The following is a 16294-nucleotide window of genomic DNA, read 5'->3' as shown; positions in this document are numbered from 1 at the left end:
TGATTTCCTTGAGTATGTGGCGTGCACAGTTCAGACCTGCTTGTTGTTTTGTAGGGCTGTGCGATGCGCTGTGGTTTAAATATAATTTTGACAATAAGTATTGTCAATATAAGCCAGTACGAATATCGCAAATGAATCTGAAAACATAGGTTTAACAGATAATTATTGCTAGTATAAAGCCTAATTACGGTTCTTATTTGGCTTAACTGAACATGACAGAACAACTGCCCGTGACTGCAGAAACAGAAAAAACCACCCAGAAACAACAAAAAGAACGTCAGTTTAAAGGCTTGTCTTTAACTGAGCGCAAACAGGCGCGTCGTGAAAAACTGATTGAGGCAGGTATTCAAGCCTATGGCACGCATGGTTTTTTTGCCGTGACCGTAAAAGATATTTGTACCGAAGCCAAACTAACCGAGCGCTATTTCTACGAATCCTTTAAAAAAAGCGAAGAACTGTTTCAGACCATTTTTTTAAAATTGATTGATGAATTACAGCAAAATGTCATGCAAGCCATTATGCAAGCCTCGGCTGATCCTAAAAAAATGATTGATGCAGGACTGACTGCTTTACTGACCACGCTAAAAAATAACCCGCAAATGGCACGTATTATTTATATTGATGCCATGCTGGTGCAAGAACTACATAACCAAGCCACCATTCACGAAACTATGTCGCGTTTTGACCGCATGATTCAGGCCTTTGTCATGCTGATGATGCCGCATTTAGACCGCCCCAACCGAGAAATTTCACTGGTAGCGACAGGCTTAAATGGTTATGTCACCCAAATTGCGATTCGCTGGGTGATGAGCGATTTCAAACAATCCATGGAAGATGTCTTGTCTTCTTGCCGTATTGTATTTTTATCGTTATTACAGACCTTTTCGGAAAAAGAGCAAGCTTTTGTGAAAGATTCTTCGACATTGTCATAAAATCGAAAAATATTCATAATATTTTTCAAATTCAGAGGGGTCTGCTGACATTTCATAAATGGCTTGCGCTGTAGGCTAAAACTGAGCAGATCAGGCAGGGAATAGTGGGTCTATTGCCAAGTTTCATAACGCAATCTGAGAAAGTTTTAGCTACAGTCCTTCGGAACGAGCATATTTTTTTGCCGCTATTGCGTTATGAGTCAGTCACTTAGAATAACTAAATTTCCTGCCTCATGCCTTATATCAGCTAAAAAATCTTGCGAGATATATCTCTCACGTCGCAAACATAGACGAAGTGTCAGCAGACCCTATTTACTTTGACTGAATCTGTTCAGTTTTTTCATCAAATCGACACTATTTTGTCACAAATTATTGCAAAAATAGCCCATTCAACCCTTTCTGCAATGATACTGTCATAATTAATCTTTGTAATAAGCCTGTCATAAATAAAACGGTCCACCGTTAACATCTATAGGATATTGCGTTGTGAAAGATGACTACATTTTAATCGTCGATGACGAACTTCCAATTCGGGAGATGATCCATACCTCTTTAGATATGGCAGGCTTTCAGTGCTTACAAGCAGAAGATGCAAAACAAGCTCATCAGATGATTGTCGATCAACGTCCAGCGCTTATCTTGCTTGATTGGATGATGCCAGGCGGTGTCAGCGGTGTAGACTTGTGCCGTCGCCTAAAACGCGATGACAACCTTGCTGAAATTCCTGTGATTATGCTCACTGCACGTGGCGAAGAAGATCACAAAGTTCAAGGTTTAGATGCTGGCGCGGACGACTACATGACTAAGCCGTTCTCGACCCGTGAACTGGTGTCACGTATTAAAGCGGTCTTACGTCGTGCCAATGCCTTAAGCGGTGAAAAAACTATTGATGCCAACGGTTTAATTTTGGACCCAGTCAGCCAGCGTGTCAGTTTTGGTGACAATATTTTAGAAATGGGCCCAACCGAATATCGTCTATTGGCGTTCTTTATGACGCACCCAGAGCGCGCTTACACCCGAGCGCAATTGCTTGACCAAGTCTGGGGCGGCAATGTATATATTGAAGACCGAACTATTGATGTGCATATTCGTCGTTTACGTAAAGTTTTAGAACCGTATGGCGTAGACCGTTTTGTACAAACGGTACGTGGTACAGGCTATCGCTTCTCGACACGTGCGGATGTTGCTTTAGGCTAAAATTATTTTATGTACGAATCTTACCCAGTCCCTGAACTCGCCCGTGACCTCAAACAAGTTCGTTACAGCAGTTTATGGACTTTTGCCAAACAAGATTTTCGTTTATTGACCTTTTTCCTAATTATTGCAAGCTTGATTGGTTTTGGGATTGGGTATTTTTGGATTTGTATTAGCCTCGCCTTTTTGCTGTTTTTTCTTCAGCAAATGCGCTCCCTCTATTTAGTTAATGATTGGATTTCCAATCGTCCTTATGATGTGCCGCCAAATCTGCATGGTATTTGGGGTGCATTACTGTTCAATGTTTATCGCTCACAACGTCAGGAACGTATCGTTCAGGCCGAAATGGTCGGGTTGATTGATCGCGCCCAGTCTTCATTGGTGGCGTTGGATGAAGCCGTGATGCTGATTGATGAAAATCATCAAATTGAATGGTGGAACCCTGCTGCTGAAAAGCTATTGGGTATTCAGCCTTTAGACCGTGGACGCAACATCCTCACTATTTTGCGCCAACCTAGTTTTATTGAATATTTTAATCATATTGATCAAGCACCTGACGGTTTAAAAATGAAATCTAGCGTGCATGAAGGGCAATATGTGCACGTCAAAATGACTCAGTTTGGTGGCGATAGCCGTTTGTTATTTGCTTACGACATGACACGTATGCATAACCTAGAACAAATGCGTAAAGACTTTGTCGATAATATTTCACACGAATTACGCACTCCGCTAACGGTGCTGAGTGGTTATATCGAAACCTTTACCGATCAGGAAGATATTAACCCGCGTTGGAAACGTGCTTTTGAGCAAATGCAGTCACAAACCCGACGCATGAACGCTTTGGTAAATGACCTGCTGCTGCTGTCGCGTCTGGAAAATGAAAAAACCATCGCCAAAAATCAAATTATTGAAATGCCAAGTTTAATGAATCAATTATTTGACGATGCACATGCCTATAACGTCGATTATGGACATACGCTCAACTTAAATATTGACAGTCATTATGATCTGATTGGTTCAGATGTAGAATTGGCCAGTGCCTTTAGCAACCTGATCACCAATGCGATTAAATATACCCCGAAAGCTGGGACGATTACCATTGGCTGGCATGATGATGGCAATCAAGGTTATTTTACTGTGGAAGATACAGGCATCGGGATTGATCCGAAACACTTACCACGCTTAACCGAACGCTTTTATCGTGTAGACAGCGCACGTAGCCGACAAACAGGCGGTACTGGTTTAGGTTTAGCAATTGTGAAGCACGTTTTGATGCAGCATAATGCACACTTAGAAGTCGAATCTAAAGAAAATCAAGGCTCTATATTTAAAGTCGTGTTCCCAAAAGAGCGTTTGTATTACGAAACTTAAGCGCTGGTTGAGCTAAAATAGACAATAAATTACAGATTTAAAAAACAAAAAAACGCCAAATTACTTTGGCGTTTTTTATTTCTTTATTCACATATTTTATTCAGCAGAAACGATATGTCCCAGGGCTTTCCCCATTTCCACTACAGAATTGGCTTTGAATTCAGCATCCCACTGCATTTTATTTTCTTCAAACAAAACAATCGCGGTTGAACCCAAATAAAAACGTCCTAATTCTGCACCTTTTTCAAGGAATAATTGGTGCTGATTCAGCTCCAAACGCCCTGATGGTTTCACTTTGCCTGTCGCCACGGTTTCAATGCCCGCCACAATCATGGCACCCACCAAAACAACCGCCATACGACCCAATTCGGTATCAAACAAACACACCATGCGCTCATTGCGGGCAAATAAACCCGGAATATTTTCGGCTGTGGTTTGATTGACAGAAAACAACTCACCTGGCACATATAAAGTTTCGGTGAGTGTGCCTGCAAAAGGCATGTGTACACGGTGATAATCGCGCGGAGATAAATACACGGTTGCAAATTGACCATTTTTAAATGGTTCAGCCAATTGCGGGTCGGCAATTAAGTTTTCAACAGTAAATTGCTGACCTTTGGCCTGAAAAATTGCCCCATCTTCAATTTTACCCAACTGTGAAATCGCCCCATCTGCAGGCGATACAATGCTGTTCGGATTGCTGTCAATTTCCCGCACACCCTGCTTTAAAGAACGGGTAAAAAATTCATTAAAAGATTTATATTTCAAGGCATTGCTTTGTTCTGCCAAAGACATATCAATGCCGTATTGCGCCTTGAATGCAGTGATCACCGCATTTTTGAGCACAGGATGCTCACTGGCTGCAAGTTTACCCACAACACGTGATAATTGATGTTGTGGCACAACGCGTTGTGCCTGAATGAAAATTTGTTTTTTTAAACGTGATGTGAGGCTCAAGACGGCAACTCTCCAGTAATAACAGGACTGTCAGGGCGGTTGCCCCATTCACTCCACGCACCATCATAGGCCTGAATTTTCCAACCCAATAAACGCCCTAAAATGTAGGCCAAACCTGAACGGTGATGTGACTGACAATACACCACTACAGGTTCGTTTAAATTGAATCCGAGTTGTTCCAGACGCTGTCGTGTGCGTTCTAAGGGATGCAATTTTAAATGATTTTCACGATTAAGGGCAGTACTCCATTCAAAATGCAATGCCCCAGGAATGTGACCGCCGCGTCGTGCAGCCAAACGCAGCCCTGTATATTCATCTATGGTGCGGCAATCCCAAAGTTGCACCGACTGGTTTTGGCACTTTTCTAATAGCTCATCATATTGAATTCTATACTGATTTTTCTCGGCAACAGGAACAAGCATGCTGACGGGTGTTAGCGGTTCAACCTCAGAAGTAGTTGGAAAACCTGCTGCCAACCATGCGTGAATCCCACCATTTAGTAAACTGGTATTTTCAAAGCCTAAACAGTGTAAATTCCAAATCAGACGCCCTGCCCATGCGCCACCTTCATCGTCATAGGCGACCACATGATGCTCAGGAGAAATACTCAAATACTGAATCAAGTCTTGTAAAGCCTCGGGTTCAGGCAATAAACCCGATGTATCTTCATCCTGACGTAGCAACATGCTCGGTTTGACCTGTAAAGCATGCGGAAGATGCAATTGCTCGTACACCGAATTGCGGCTCAAATCGACAATGCGCAATTTTTCATGCCCTAAAAAGGGAACTAAATCTTCTGCTTCAATCAGCAGTCCAAAATTGAATGGAGAAGTGCTCATTTTTATGCGGTTCAGTCTGTTTGGCAATCAACTTTAACTTAGTATAGGTCATTTTTGATAGCATGCTGTTTTTTTCATAACTTTCGCAGAATTTTAACAATCACATGCTTTAATCTAGAAAAAAACCGAAGATTTTCTTCGGTTTTTTCAATGTGCTCAGGTTTTAAACAGGCGTTTGTATTTCAAAAACTTGGCGTAAATATGCCAAGAAGGTGTCATTATCGGTCATGGTTTTACCCGGACTATCGGACAATTTCGCCACCGACTGACCATTACATTCCACCAATTTCAACACAATATTTAGCGCAGTTTGCCCCATATCATTGGTTAAGTTGGTACCAATCCCAAAACTAACCTGAAAACGGTCTTTAAAATACTGATGCAAGGCCCATGCTTTTTCGACATTTAAGCCATCACTGAAGGTCAGCATTTTAGTTTTACTGTCAATTTTTAGCTTTTTATAATGTGCATAAGCTTTATCGCCCCACACATACGGGTCGCCACTGTCATGTCGCAAGCCATCAAATAACTTGGCAAAATACAAATCAAAGTCACGCAGGAAAGCATCCATCCCGACCACATCAGTCAAGGCAATGCCTAAATCACCCCGATATTCTTGCACCCAAGTTTCTAGTGCGGCTTTTTGGAAGTCACGTAAACGTACATCTAGCGCCTGAAATGCCTGTAAAAACTCATGTGCCATTGTCCCAATTGGGGTAATGCCTAATTCTTTAGCCAACAGTACATTACTAGTACCACGAAACACTTCAGGTACAGCTTGATGAAAAGCCGCAATCACGTGCTTTTGCCATGCAAAACTATAACGGCGGCGCGTACCAAAATCTGAAACCAAAAATGGTGGATCTTCAGGCAGTTGCTGCTGTTGGTAACTTTGAATCAGGGCAATTTTTTGCTGTAAACGGCGCTCACCTTCTGCCCAGACCTCATCTGTACGAATTCGCTGAAAATACAGTTCATTCACAATGGCCAGCACAAAAATCTCGAACATCATGGCCTGTACCATCGGGCCTTCTACCCGAATATCCAAACGACCTTGCGCATCAATACTGGCGTGAATAAAACGACGCTTGAGCTGAAATAATTCTAAATAATCGACAAAGTCACTTTTAATAAAGCGTAAATTACGCAAATACTGCAATTCATCTTCTTTAAATTTCAACTGACACAAATGATCAAGCTGCGCATTCAACTCAGCTAAAATATCGCTCAGTGGATACGCGGTATCTTCAAGATTACGGCAGCGGAATTGATACACACTGTGCGTTTGCGGAAATTTATGCAGCACCACCTGTAACATGGTGAATTTATATAAATCAGTATCGAGCAGAGATTGAATAATGGGGGTCATAGGGATCATCATTTCGCGGTACTTCTTGCATTAAAGCATACTTTATTCAGCAAAAAAGGGCTTTTATCGACAATCTTGTTACAACTTTGCTGAAGTGTAGCCTTCCCAAGATATTTTACCTCTCTGCGGGCAGCTACCGTTCTGATGCTTTCGTGATTGATGTTAATGCACGCCAAAGTGCCTGAGTTTGCTACAATCTGCAGCCATCCCCCACACTGAGAAAATTAGTCCCCCATGCGCGCATTATTACAACGAGTTCTTGAAGCCAAAGTCGTGGTCGATGGTGAAATCACTGGCGAGATTCAACAGGGTATTTTGGTATTTTTGGGCTTAGGCAAAGACGATAATTTTGAGAAAGGCAAAAAGCTGATTGATAAAATTTTAAAATATCGTTTTTTTGATGATGAACAAGGCAAAATGGGTTGGAATGTCAGTCAGGCCAATGGCAGTGTGTTATTGGTTTCACAATTTACCCTCATGGCACAGACTCAAAAAGGTTTACGTCCTGATTTTGGCCCTGCGATGCCCCCAAACGATGCCAAAGCGCTGTATGAACAATTGGTGGACTATGCCAAAAGTCAGTTTGACAGGGTGGAAACAGGTATTTTCTCTGCCGATATGAAAGTGCATTTGGTAAATGACGGGCCTGTGACTTTTTGTTTGGAAGTCGAGTAAATCACATATAAAAAAACCTCTGTCAAAAATTGATCAGAGGTTTTTGTTTGGGTCTGAGCAGCTTATTTACCCGTTTTTTGTTTAATAAACTGGCGTGCCATTTTAATTTTTTCTTTTACAGGTTTTGGTAGTTTAGGTGGAATCAATTTCGCTGCTTGGTTAAACCACACCAATAAGCCAAAATCACCTTCCATTTTAATGCTGCCATTTTGCATGCCTGTCATAAATGCAGTTGGATCACCTTTCATTAAGGTTTTTACGCCTTGCTCGCTGTCTGCAAACTGCAAAATAAAATCGGCTTTTTCTGCATCGCCTGCCACAGTGTCAATATGTCCATTGTTGACAATAATTTGACGCGCCATACCCAAGTCTGTGCCAATTTGAATACGGAACTGACGTTCATGCACCAACTCAATAAATTTTGGACTGGTACGTGCCAGTTGTTTCATACGCAATGCCAAACCTGCCACGAGAAGGTCAAGTGGATCGGTGCTGACATCAACCAAAGGAAGTTTGACCACAGGAATTGCAGAAAGTTTCATGACAGTGAAGCCTATTGTAATTGTTGGATAATGAACAGACTCATCCTATCACAACTCCCGCTTTTTGCTGCAAGGCTTTGTATAACAATCTTTAGGAGGGTGTTAAAATTTTGTCGCTGTTTGGATGGCGCAAACTGCCGTACAGATAAAGCAAAAAAGATGCAAACCAGTTGCATCTTTTTAAAGTTTTTGAATTTAGTCTGTACGATTTAGCGGCTTGAGCACTGCTGCTGATCGTCTTCATAGACTGGGGTATGTTCGATATAGCGACGTTTTGCCAAAGCACGCTCTGCCCGACGGTCTTCTCGTAATAATAATAAAGTCACCAAAGTCATCGCCAAGAAAATTGCCGACAAGTAACTGTAGGTAATTGGCAGTTCAAATACGCTTTGCACACTGTAGCGCACCACTTCCAATAAACCCCAAAACACCATACCTGCCAACATAAAGTTTAACCAGCGACGATAAGGCGAAAAGAAAACAGCAATCAACGCAGCTGCGACGAGGCTTAAGCCTACAATGGTCGCTAAATTCGCTGTTAGCATAAAAACCTCCGTCTAAAGATGCAGCCTCTTTTTGAATTGGTCTGCGACTTCAAATACCGTTTAAATAAATAATGGATGTCGATTTAAATTCTATGTCTGCATTATGCTGCGTTTTCTAGATAAAAAAAGACTTGTATTTTTATAAAGCGACACACCTTGTCGCAATATTATATTGTCATTACATTTTTTAAATTTTGTAGTTTTCGGGAAGCTAAGCTAGCTCTTTATTCGCGTGTCATTACAAAAAAACACCTTATTTTTTTGCCTTAAAAAATATTTTTTTCATTCAATGCTGTTGCGGTTTTTATCGACAGTTTTTGTTTACCGTTCATCGTTATCTGCTGATTATACAAACAAAAAACGCAGCATGACTGCTGCGTTTTTTTCATTGAATTGTCATATTAGGCACGGTTCAAGTCTTTGTCATGCACGCCCAATAAGTACAGCACACCATCTAAGCCCACGCTTGAAATGGCTTGATTGGCGTTTTGACGTACCAACGGTTTAGCACGGAACGCCACACCTAAACCTGCAATAGAAAGCATTGGTAAGTCGTTCGCACCATCACCCACCGCAATGGCTTGTTCCAAAGAAATCCCCATTTTGTCTGCCAGTTCACGTAGCAATAATGCCTTACGCGCACCATCCACAATGTGACCTTTTACTTCGCCTGTAACCATGCCATTTTCCACATCTAGAATGTTGGCATGCACTTCATCAATCCCCAATTTTTCCTGCAGATATTCTGCGAAATATTGGAAACCGCCCGACAAAATAGCGGTGCGATAACCCAAAGATTTCAGGGTTGAAATCAGGCGTTCAGCACCTTCGGTCACGGTCAGACGTTCGGCAATTTTAGGCAACACAGCAGCATCTAAACCTTTGAGCAATGCTACGCGCGCGCGGAAACTTTGCTGAAAATCCAGTTCACCCTGCATGGCACGTTCGGTAATGTCCGCCACCTGATCGCCCACACCTGCCTCAATCGCCAACTCATCAATCACTTCTTGTTCAATGAGCGTTGAGTCCATGTCAAAACACACCAAACGGCGGTTACGACGGTAGGCATTGTCTTCTTGTACCGCGACATCCACACTCAGTTCATTCGACAGGCTTAAACACGCAGCACGCATGGCAACTGCATCTAGCATTTGTCCACTTAATCCAAACTGAATGCAAGCACGTTTAGGTTCATCTTCGGCTACATTAAGCTGTGGGCGACCCGACAAACGGGTTACAGTTTCAATGTTAAAACCTTGGCTAGATACAATATGCGTGACCGCCTGTAAATGTGAGGCATTCAGCTCTGGTGCCAGTGCAGTCACGATATAACGGGTACGACCGCCTTCTTTGACCCATTGCTCATATTCAGTTGCAGAGATTGGTTTAAAACGCACAGTTAAGCCAATATCATGTGCTAAAATCAGAATCTCCTTCATGGCTAAAGCAGTTGCAGTCTGGTCTTCTGATGCAACAACAATACCTAAAGTCAGTTGATTATGAATAACAGCTTGGCCAACATCTAAGATTTGTAAGGAATGAGCGGACAATACCTGCATTAATCGAGTAAACTGATTAGGTTGGTCAGGTCCTAAAAATGATATAAGAATGATTTCTCGCATGAATTGACTCGGGTCTGAGCTACAACTATTGTGAGAATCATAATCTAAATTGAATATAAATGCCTTGGAAGTTTTACCTTGAATGCGCCTAGACAAGGGCTATTTGCTAGCCTATTGATTGTAAGTTTTGCTTTTCACACCTTTTTATTGGTGCTTGCAACAACACACCAATTAAATGAAAACCGCGCCAATCAGGGGCAGTTAATGACCAGCCAACTGGTCACAGACAGCCTTTCTGAGCTGGAACCTCCTAATACAGTATCACTGGCATTATTGGTGAATCGTTATGCCACCAATCCAAGCATTGCTTCTATTCGTATTTTAGATGCGCAAAATCAGGTCTTGGCGACAGGTGGACAGTCACGTACCCGTGAAGGTGAAGTCTTTGTCCGCGATGCAATCATCAATGAAAAGAAAGTCGGCAGCATTGAAATTACCTTAATTCAGCCAAGTATTGGTGAAATTCTGCGTACCCAATGGTTAGCGACACTTTTATCATTATTGGTTCATGGCTTGTTATGGTTGGCTTATCGCGCGATTGCCCGTCCAAGTCGTAGTGAATATTTAGCACGCATTAATAATGAATCTCGCCTTAAACACGAATTACAATTATTGACGCAAGCCCTTGAACAAGAAAAACATCAAACGGCTTTGGCACTTGCGCAGGCACAGCAACAGCCTAAACCTGTGATGTCGCCGAAAGCAAACAAAGCCATTGAGCAAAGCCAAGAGCAAAACAACATTGCGCTGAATATTCAGTTTTATGACCCGAAACAATTATTAGACACGGTCACGCAAAGTGTGTCTGTGCCTTATTTTAGCTTATGTCAGATTTTCCTGAACAAAAGCATTGAACTGTGCGTACAACACTACAAGTTAAACCGTTCCGACATTCAAACAGTACAACCATTCCATGAAGATGGCGCAACACTCAGTATTGCAGCCAATACACCAAATGCAGCAGCCTGTATGGCCATGATTGGCACGGTGTTCCAGTTATTGTCTGAAGTGCTGTATAAGCGTTATCGTGAAGAAAAGCGTTTTGTGTTGCAAACTCGCAGTGGTTTATCAACCGCAGTCGAAGCCATGCAGTTATCTGCAGTGCAGGCAGCAGAGCGTTTGGTGCATCAATTATCTGCTCGTGAAAATGCAGTGCATTTACCGAATGAATTACTAGATGAACTGTCTACGCATTATGAATTGGTGAGTATGCCAAATCCGACCAATGTGCTGATGCGCCATGCCTTTATGGTTAATGGCATGGACAGCCAATCGGCTGAGTTGGCGCAAAGCCTGCGAACTGAAATTCTAAAAGGCAAACATTCAAGAGCTTCTTAAAATAATCCATGAGATGCCTTAAAAGCATAAAAACCTGAGTATGCACACATACTCAGGTTTTTATACTCACAGATGCTAGATCACATCCATTTACTGCAGCCCAATTTACACATTCAACTGCTTCTGCTCGACCAAATACATTTGCGCATTGTGTACAGCAGCCTGCCCCACCACAGCAGCTTTCTGCCATTCGCCATTGGCTTGTAGCTCCCACGCATTTTGATTGTCATGCAAATAACTCAGCAAGCCATCTTCTACAATACGCTGTTTAATTTTCTCATCCAAAATAGGGAAGCAAGTTTCCACCCGTGAAAATAAGTTGCGCCCCATCCAGTCTGCGCTGGCGCAGTACAATTTTTTTGCACCACCATGCTCAAAATAATACACGCGGGTATGCTCCAAAAAGCGTCCCACAATCGAACGGACATGAATACGCTCAGACATACCTTTCACTTTTGGAATCAAACAACAAATCGAGCGGATAATTAAATCGACCTGTACCCCTGCCTGCGAAGCACGGTACAAAGCCGTAATTAACTCAGGCTCAGTCAATGCATTGACTTTAATGATAATTCGGGCAGCTTTGCCTGCTTGTGCAAACCCGATTTCTTGTTCAATCAGTTTGAGCAATTCACTGTGCAAGGTAAATGGTGCATGCAGCAAGTTTTTTAATTTTGCCGATCTGCCCATGCCTGTGAGTTCCTGAAACACCCGATGCACATCTTCACAAATATCAGGATGTGTGGTCATCAAACCATAGTCGGTGTACATACGTGCATTGCCCGCATGATAGTTGCCTGTACCCAAATGCACATAGCGCACCAACTGATCTTGCTCACGACGCACAATCAAAATCATTTTGGCATGGGTTTTATAGCCGACAATGCCATACACCACCACTGCGCCTGCCTCTTGCAAGACGTTGGCGACCATAATGTTGGATTCTTCATCAAAACGTGCGCGTAGCTCGATCACGGCAGTGACTTCTTTGCCATTACGTGCGGCTTCTGCAAGTACCTGCACAATTTCAGAATCTGGGCCACTACGATACAGCGTTTGCTTAATCGCCAACACATTTGGGTCTTTCGCCGCTTCTTTGAGTAAATTAATCACTGGCTGAAAAGAGTCAAATGGGTGATGTAGCAACACATCCTGCTTTTTCAGAATCTCAAACATCGGTTTTTGCTTCCGAAATATTTTTGGAATCACAGGTGCAAAAGGTGGATATTTCAATTCAGGTCGGTCAAAACTACTGGTCAGACGCGACAGGTTAATCGGCCCGCTAATCCGATATAATTGCTGCTCATCTAAATCAAACTCTCTGAGCAAATAATCAATAATATCTTGCGGGCAATCATCTTCAATTTCTAAACGTACCGCACGCCCAAAACGACGTGACGATAATTCATCTTTTAAGGCAACTGCCAAATCATCGACATCTTCGGCCAAAATCAGGTCGGCATTGCGGGTCACTCGAAACGCATAGCAACCTGTGGCTTTCATGCCTGGGAACAGATCATTGATATGCTGCTGAATAATCGCAGTCAAGAAAATATGTTCAGTCACACTACCTGCCACTTCTTTTGGCAAATTGATTAAACGTGGCAAAGAGCGTGGCGCAGGCACAATCGCCATTTCAATTTCACGTCCAAAAGCATCTTTGCCTTGTAAACTGACAATAAAGTTCAGACTTTTATTGACCAAACGCGGAAATGGATGCGATGGGTCTAGGCTAATTGGCGTTAAAACAGGCTGTACCTGACGGGCAAAATAATCGGCAATCCACGCTTTATGTTTATCCACAATGTCATGGTATTGAATAAAGTGAATCCCTAAACTTTGCAGCTGCGGCAAAATGGCATAATTTAAAGTGTCGTATTGCTGCTTCACCGCCTGATGCACTTTATCAGACAGTTCTACCAAGACCTGTTCAGTCGGAATGGCATCTGGGGTACGGGTAATGGCATTCAAATCGAGTTGCTTCATTAAACCTGCAACGCGAATTTCAAAAAACTCATCTAAATTACGTGAAAAAATAATTAAAAAATTGAGTCGCTCTAAAATAGGTAACTCTGGGTCTAAAGCTTGCGCCAAGACCCGACGGTTAAACTCAATTAAAGAGAGTTCACGATTAAAATAAGTATCAGATGAATGCTGAAAGTGTTCCATATCTTCTCTATGCTGTTTTTAAGACAGTCTGCTTATTTCGCCTCTGTGCAAGGCATGGTAGGTAGAGATTATGACAATCATGTTACACCCACAACCAGTTGCAGAATATTTCGTTAGGATAAGGTCAATCTAAAAATTTGATTTTGTATATTTTATCTTACATTCAATACATTTTTATAGCAAAACAGCACTTTTAGTGACTTCTTTTATCTTAAACCATGTATCTGACATTAATTTAAAATATCTGCACTTTGAATCCGCTGCACACCATGTGCCAGCATTTGTTGCCATGCTTGTTCTAAAGAGCCATTTAAATCAATCGCTTTGGTGGCATCTTCAATCACGTAGGTACTAAAACCCAACTCACAGGCATCTATCGCTGTCCAAGCCACACAAAAATCGGTAGCTATGCCCACAATATAAACTGTATCAATTTCACGGGCTTTTAAATAGGCCGCCAAACCTGTGGTGGTTTTGCGGTCTGCTTCCATAAAGGCAGAATAACTGTCTATTTGCTCATGGAAACCTTTGCGAATAATCAATTGTGCTTTAGGCAAATCTAGGTCTGGGTGTAATTCGGCATCGAGTGTGCCCTGTACACAATGTACAGGCCACAACACTTGCTCGCCATAACCGAGTTGAATTTGCTCATAGTCCTGTTTGCCTGCATGATTGGCAGCAAAGGACACATGCGTTGCAGGATGCCAGTCTTGGGTGATCACAATGTTCTGAAACACACGCCCCAGCGCATTAATGCAGGGAATAATTTGATCAGCATCAGCAACCGCCAAATTACCTCCTGGACAAAAACCATTTTGCACATCGACCACAATTAAGGCACTATTCAGCTGCTGCATGCTGTTTCCTTTCCCATCCTAAATGCTGCTCTCAGCATAGCTGAAATTTAAGTCTGAGTTGTATCACTTTGATAAAAATAAAAAGAACCATTTTCGGCACAATGTTGATAGCTTGGTAGCTGTAACAATAAATGCCTTACAAAACGTGGATAGATTTTGGCTTTGCGTGCAGTCGTGGCATGAAAATAAAAGTAAGGCAGAGGATGCCGAGTTAAATAAGTGACCAAATGCTGTCGGGTTAAATGCATCACCTGAAAAGCATCAATATCTGCGTTGACATCTTCATAAGTGGCTTGATCGGCAAATGCCAACCATGCGTTTTGTTTTGGAGAAGTTCTTGCTGCACGAAAACGGCGTTTCAATTCTAAAACAAATTCATATTCAATCAGATACAGCGAAAATTGTTGTTGATTCAAATGAAATTCTGAAATTAATTTTTTCTGCTTCAAATAATGCTCTTATCTTTACTGTTTTTTAGGTCTTATTATACCCTGCTTGCGTCATTGCCACCCAATAAATTAAGCAGCTTTGCGACAGTACTTGTCATACTTTATTCAAGTATTTTTGCTAAAAAATCAGCGATCAACATACAAAAAAATAGCCTGCAGATGCAGGCTATTTGGTCTTTCAACTGTTCTCATCTTTTAAACAGTTTGAATACGACGTAGCAATAACCCACATCATCAAGGGAATCACAATAAATGGCAATAAACCACCCAAATAAATTGCGCAGCAAAATATAGCGAAAAAAATAATTCAGCTGCGTTTCTATCATTTTTTTAAAAAACACTACGGCGAATTCAAACATGAGGTGCGACAGTTTGAAAAGTCTTATGATAATCAACAAGCTGAGCAAATTTCTCTAATGGTGTAAGCCAATCTAACGCTTTTCTAGGACGAGTATTCAGTGACATGGCAACTTGATTTAAATAATGCTGATCTGCCTGATTTAAATCAATCCCTTTAGGTAAATATTGCCTAATTAAACCATTCATATTTTCGCATGTGCCTTTTTGCCAGGGTGAATGTGGGTCACAGAAATATACATCTATGCCTAAATCTTCTTCGAGTATTTTATGTTCTGACATCTCACGTCCACGGTCATAGGTCAACGTTTTACGCAGTTCTGCAGGTAAATATTTCAGAGCTTCAGTTAAAGCCTTGCGCACTGATTCTGCCTTTGCATCAGGTAATGTTGCCAAGATACAGAGCCGTGTATTTCGTTCAATAAGTGTTGCTATCGAACTTTTATTGTCTTTACCTTTAATTAAATCAGCTTCCCAATGACCCGGTATTTTTCTTTCTTGAACTTCGGCTGGGCGCTCATGAATAGTTTTAATATCCTGTAATATAGAATCTTTTTTAGGTTCACCGTTAGCTTTTCGCTTTTTATTTTCATGACGCAGACAGGATAATAAGTCTTTTTTCAACTCACCCTTTGGTAATGCTCGTATCGTTGAATAAATCGTTGTATGGCTTACATTCATTGTTTGATCCAAATCAGGAAATGTCTTTAAACGTTTTGCTATTTGCTGAGGAGACCATAAACAACGGATCGCTTCAACAATAAATTTCCAGAGGATTGAATCGATTTTGAGTTTTCTGTGACCACGTCTACGTCTAGCGAAGGTGTTATCAGAAGCATATCGAGCTTGATAAACGTCATTGATGCTATTTCTTTTAAGCTCACGATAGATCGTACTAGGATGTCTTTTAATGAGTTCAGCAAATTTTCTGGCTGAAAAGCCTTCTTTTCTTGACTCAAGCATTAATGCAGTACGATCTTCAAAGTTAAGATGATGGTATGACAATTTTCTCTGTACACGACAAATTTCACAGAACCCTTATCCTATCAGGATTCTGCTTTCTTAAAATTGCCAAAAT

Annotated in this window: 15 protein-coding genes; 5 read left to right on the top strand and 10 right to left on the bottom strand. The window is 41.6% G+C overall.

Annotation, left to right across the window (positions count from 1 at the left end; genetic code table 11):
- Positions 1-212 precede the first annotated feature (212 nt).
- The 3 genes from CF596_RS05770 to phoR all read left to right on the top strand — a co-directional run bounded on the left by CF596_RS05770 (position 213) and on the right by phoR (position 3497).
- Positions 213-932 carry a TetR/AcrR family transcriptional regulator gene (locus tag CF596_RS05770; RefSeq protein ID WP_004974164.1) on the top strand — a complete coding sequence of 240 codons (720 nt, stop codon included), beginning with the start codon at positions 213-215 and terminating at the stop codon, positions 930-932.
- Positions 933-1418: 486 nt separating this feature from the next.
- Complete coding sequence (phoB, locus tag CF596_RS05765; protein WP_004974162.1) at positions 1419-2129, top strand: phosphate regulon transcriptional regulator PhoB; 711 nt, start codon at positions 1419-1421, stop codon at positions 2127-2129.
- Positions 2130-2138: 9 nt separating this feature from the next.
- Positions 2139-3497 (top strand): phosphate regulon sensor histidine kinase PhoR, encoded by a 1359-nt coding sequence (gene phoR, locus CF596_RS05760; RefSeq protein WP_096901499.1) that lies wholly within the window; start codon positions 2139-2141, stop codon positions 3495-3497.
- Positions 3498-3593: 96 nt separating this feature from the next.
- On the opposite strand, the gene asd is transcribed toward phoR, so the two are convergent.
- The 3 genes from asd to pncB all read right to left on the bottom strand — a co-directional run bounded on the left by asd (position 3594) and on the right by pncB (position 6662).
- On the bottom strand, positions 3594-4454 hold the full coding sequence (asd, locus tag CF596_RS05755; RefSeq protein WP_096901498.1) for an archaetidylserine decarboxylase: 861 nt from the start codon (positions 4452-4454) through the stop codon (positions 3594-3596).
- On the bottom strand, positions 4451-5293 hold the full coding sequence (locus CF596_RS05750; protein ID WP_096901497.1) for a rhodanese-like domain-containing protein: 843 nt from the start codon (positions 5291-5293) through the stop codon (positions 4451-4453). The genes asd and CF596_RS05750 overlap by 4 nt, the downstream gene beginning before the upstream one ends.
- Before the next feature lie 163 nt (positions 5294-5456).
- Entirely contained in the window at positions 5457-6662 is a 1206-nt protein-coding gene (gene pncB / locus CF596_RS05745) for a nicotinate phosphoribosyltransferase (protein ID WP_096901496.1), read from the bottom strand.
- Positions 6663-6896: 234 nt separating this feature from the next.
- Between pncB and dtd the strand changes: the two genes are divergently transcribed.
- Positions 6897-7337, top strand: a complete 441-nt coding sequence (gene dtd / locus CF596_RS05740; protein WP_004974142.1) for a D-aminoacyl-tRNA deacylase — start codon at positions 6897-6899, stop codon at positions 7335-7337.
- Positions 7338-7399: 62 nt separating this feature from the next.
- On the opposite strand, the gene CF596_RS05735 is transcribed toward dtd, so the two are convergent.
- The 3 genes from CF596_RS05735 to serB all read right to left on the bottom strand — a co-directional run bounded on the left by CF596_RS05735 (position 7400) and on the right by serB (position 10046).
- Positions 7400-7879 carry a hypothetical protein gene (locus CF596_RS05735; protein WP_004974140.1) on the bottom strand — a complete coding sequence of 160 codons (480 nt, stop codon included), beginning with the start codon at positions 7877-7879 and terminating at the stop codon, positions 7400-7402.
- Positions 7880-8088: 209 nt separating this feature from the next.
- A complete protein-coding gene (gene aciT / locus CF596_RS05730; RefSeq protein WP_004974137.1) occupies positions 8089-8424 on the bottom strand; it encodes a ciprofloxacin tolerance protein AciT in 336 nt (111 codons plus the stop codon).
- Positions 8425-8825: 401 nt separating this feature from the next.
- Positions 8826-10046 carry a phosphoserine phosphatase SerB gene (gene serB / locus CF596_RS05725; RefSeq protein ID WP_004974136.1) on the bottom strand — a complete coding sequence of 407 codons (1221 nt, stop codon included), beginning with the start codon at positions 10044-10046 and terminating at the stop codon, positions 8826-8828.
- A 78-nt stretch (positions 10047-10124) separates the two neighbouring features.
- Here serB and CF596_RS05720 point away from each other — a divergent pair, with 78 nt between their 5' ends.
- Positions 10125-11384, top strand: a complete 1260-nt coding sequence (locus tag CF596_RS05720; protein ID WP_096901495.1) for a hypothetical protein — start codon at positions 10125-10127, stop codon at positions 11382-11384.
- A gap of 105 nt (positions 11385-11489) precedes the next feature.
- On the opposite strand, the gene ppk1 is transcribed toward CF596_RS05720, so the two are convergent.
- From ppk1 to CF596_RS05700, 4 genes are all read right to left on the bottom strand, one after another.
- A complete protein-coding gene (ppk1, locus tag CF596_RS05715) occupies positions 11490-13553 on the bottom strand; it encodes a polyphosphate kinase 1 (protein ID WP_096901494.1) in 2064 nt (687 codons plus the stop codon).
- A gap of 230 nt (positions 13554-13783) precedes the next feature.
- On the bottom strand, positions 13784-14410 hold the full coding sequence (pncA, locus tag CF596_RS05710) for a bifunctional nicotinamidase/pyrazinamidase (RefSeq protein ID WP_096901493.1): 627 nt from the start codon (positions 14408-14410) through the stop codon (positions 13784-13786).
- A gap of 47 nt (positions 14411-14457) precedes the next feature.
- The gene (locus CF596_RS05705) at positions 14458-14859 is read right to left on the bottom strand and encodes a hypothetical protein (RefSeq protein WP_096901492.1); all 402 of its coding nucleotides are present in this window, start codon (positions 14857-14859) and stop codon (positions 14458-14460) included.
- 351 nt (positions 14860-15210) lie between these two features.
- Complete coding sequence (locus tag CF596_RS05700; RefSeq protein WP_032495426.1) at positions 15211-16179, bottom strand: IS30 family transposase; 969 nt, start codon at positions 16177-16179, stop codon at positions 15211-15213.
- Positions 16180-16294: the final 115 nt, after the last annotated feature.

It is taken from the genome of Acinetobacter sp. YT-02 (assembly GCF_002412355.1).
Lineage (GTDB): Bacteria > Pseudomonadota > Gammaproteobacteria > Pseudomonadales > Moraxellaceae > Acinetobacter > Acinetobacter towneri.
Note: the sequence above shows the minus strand (reverse complement) of the source record. Positions and strands in the feature narration are given on the sequence as shown.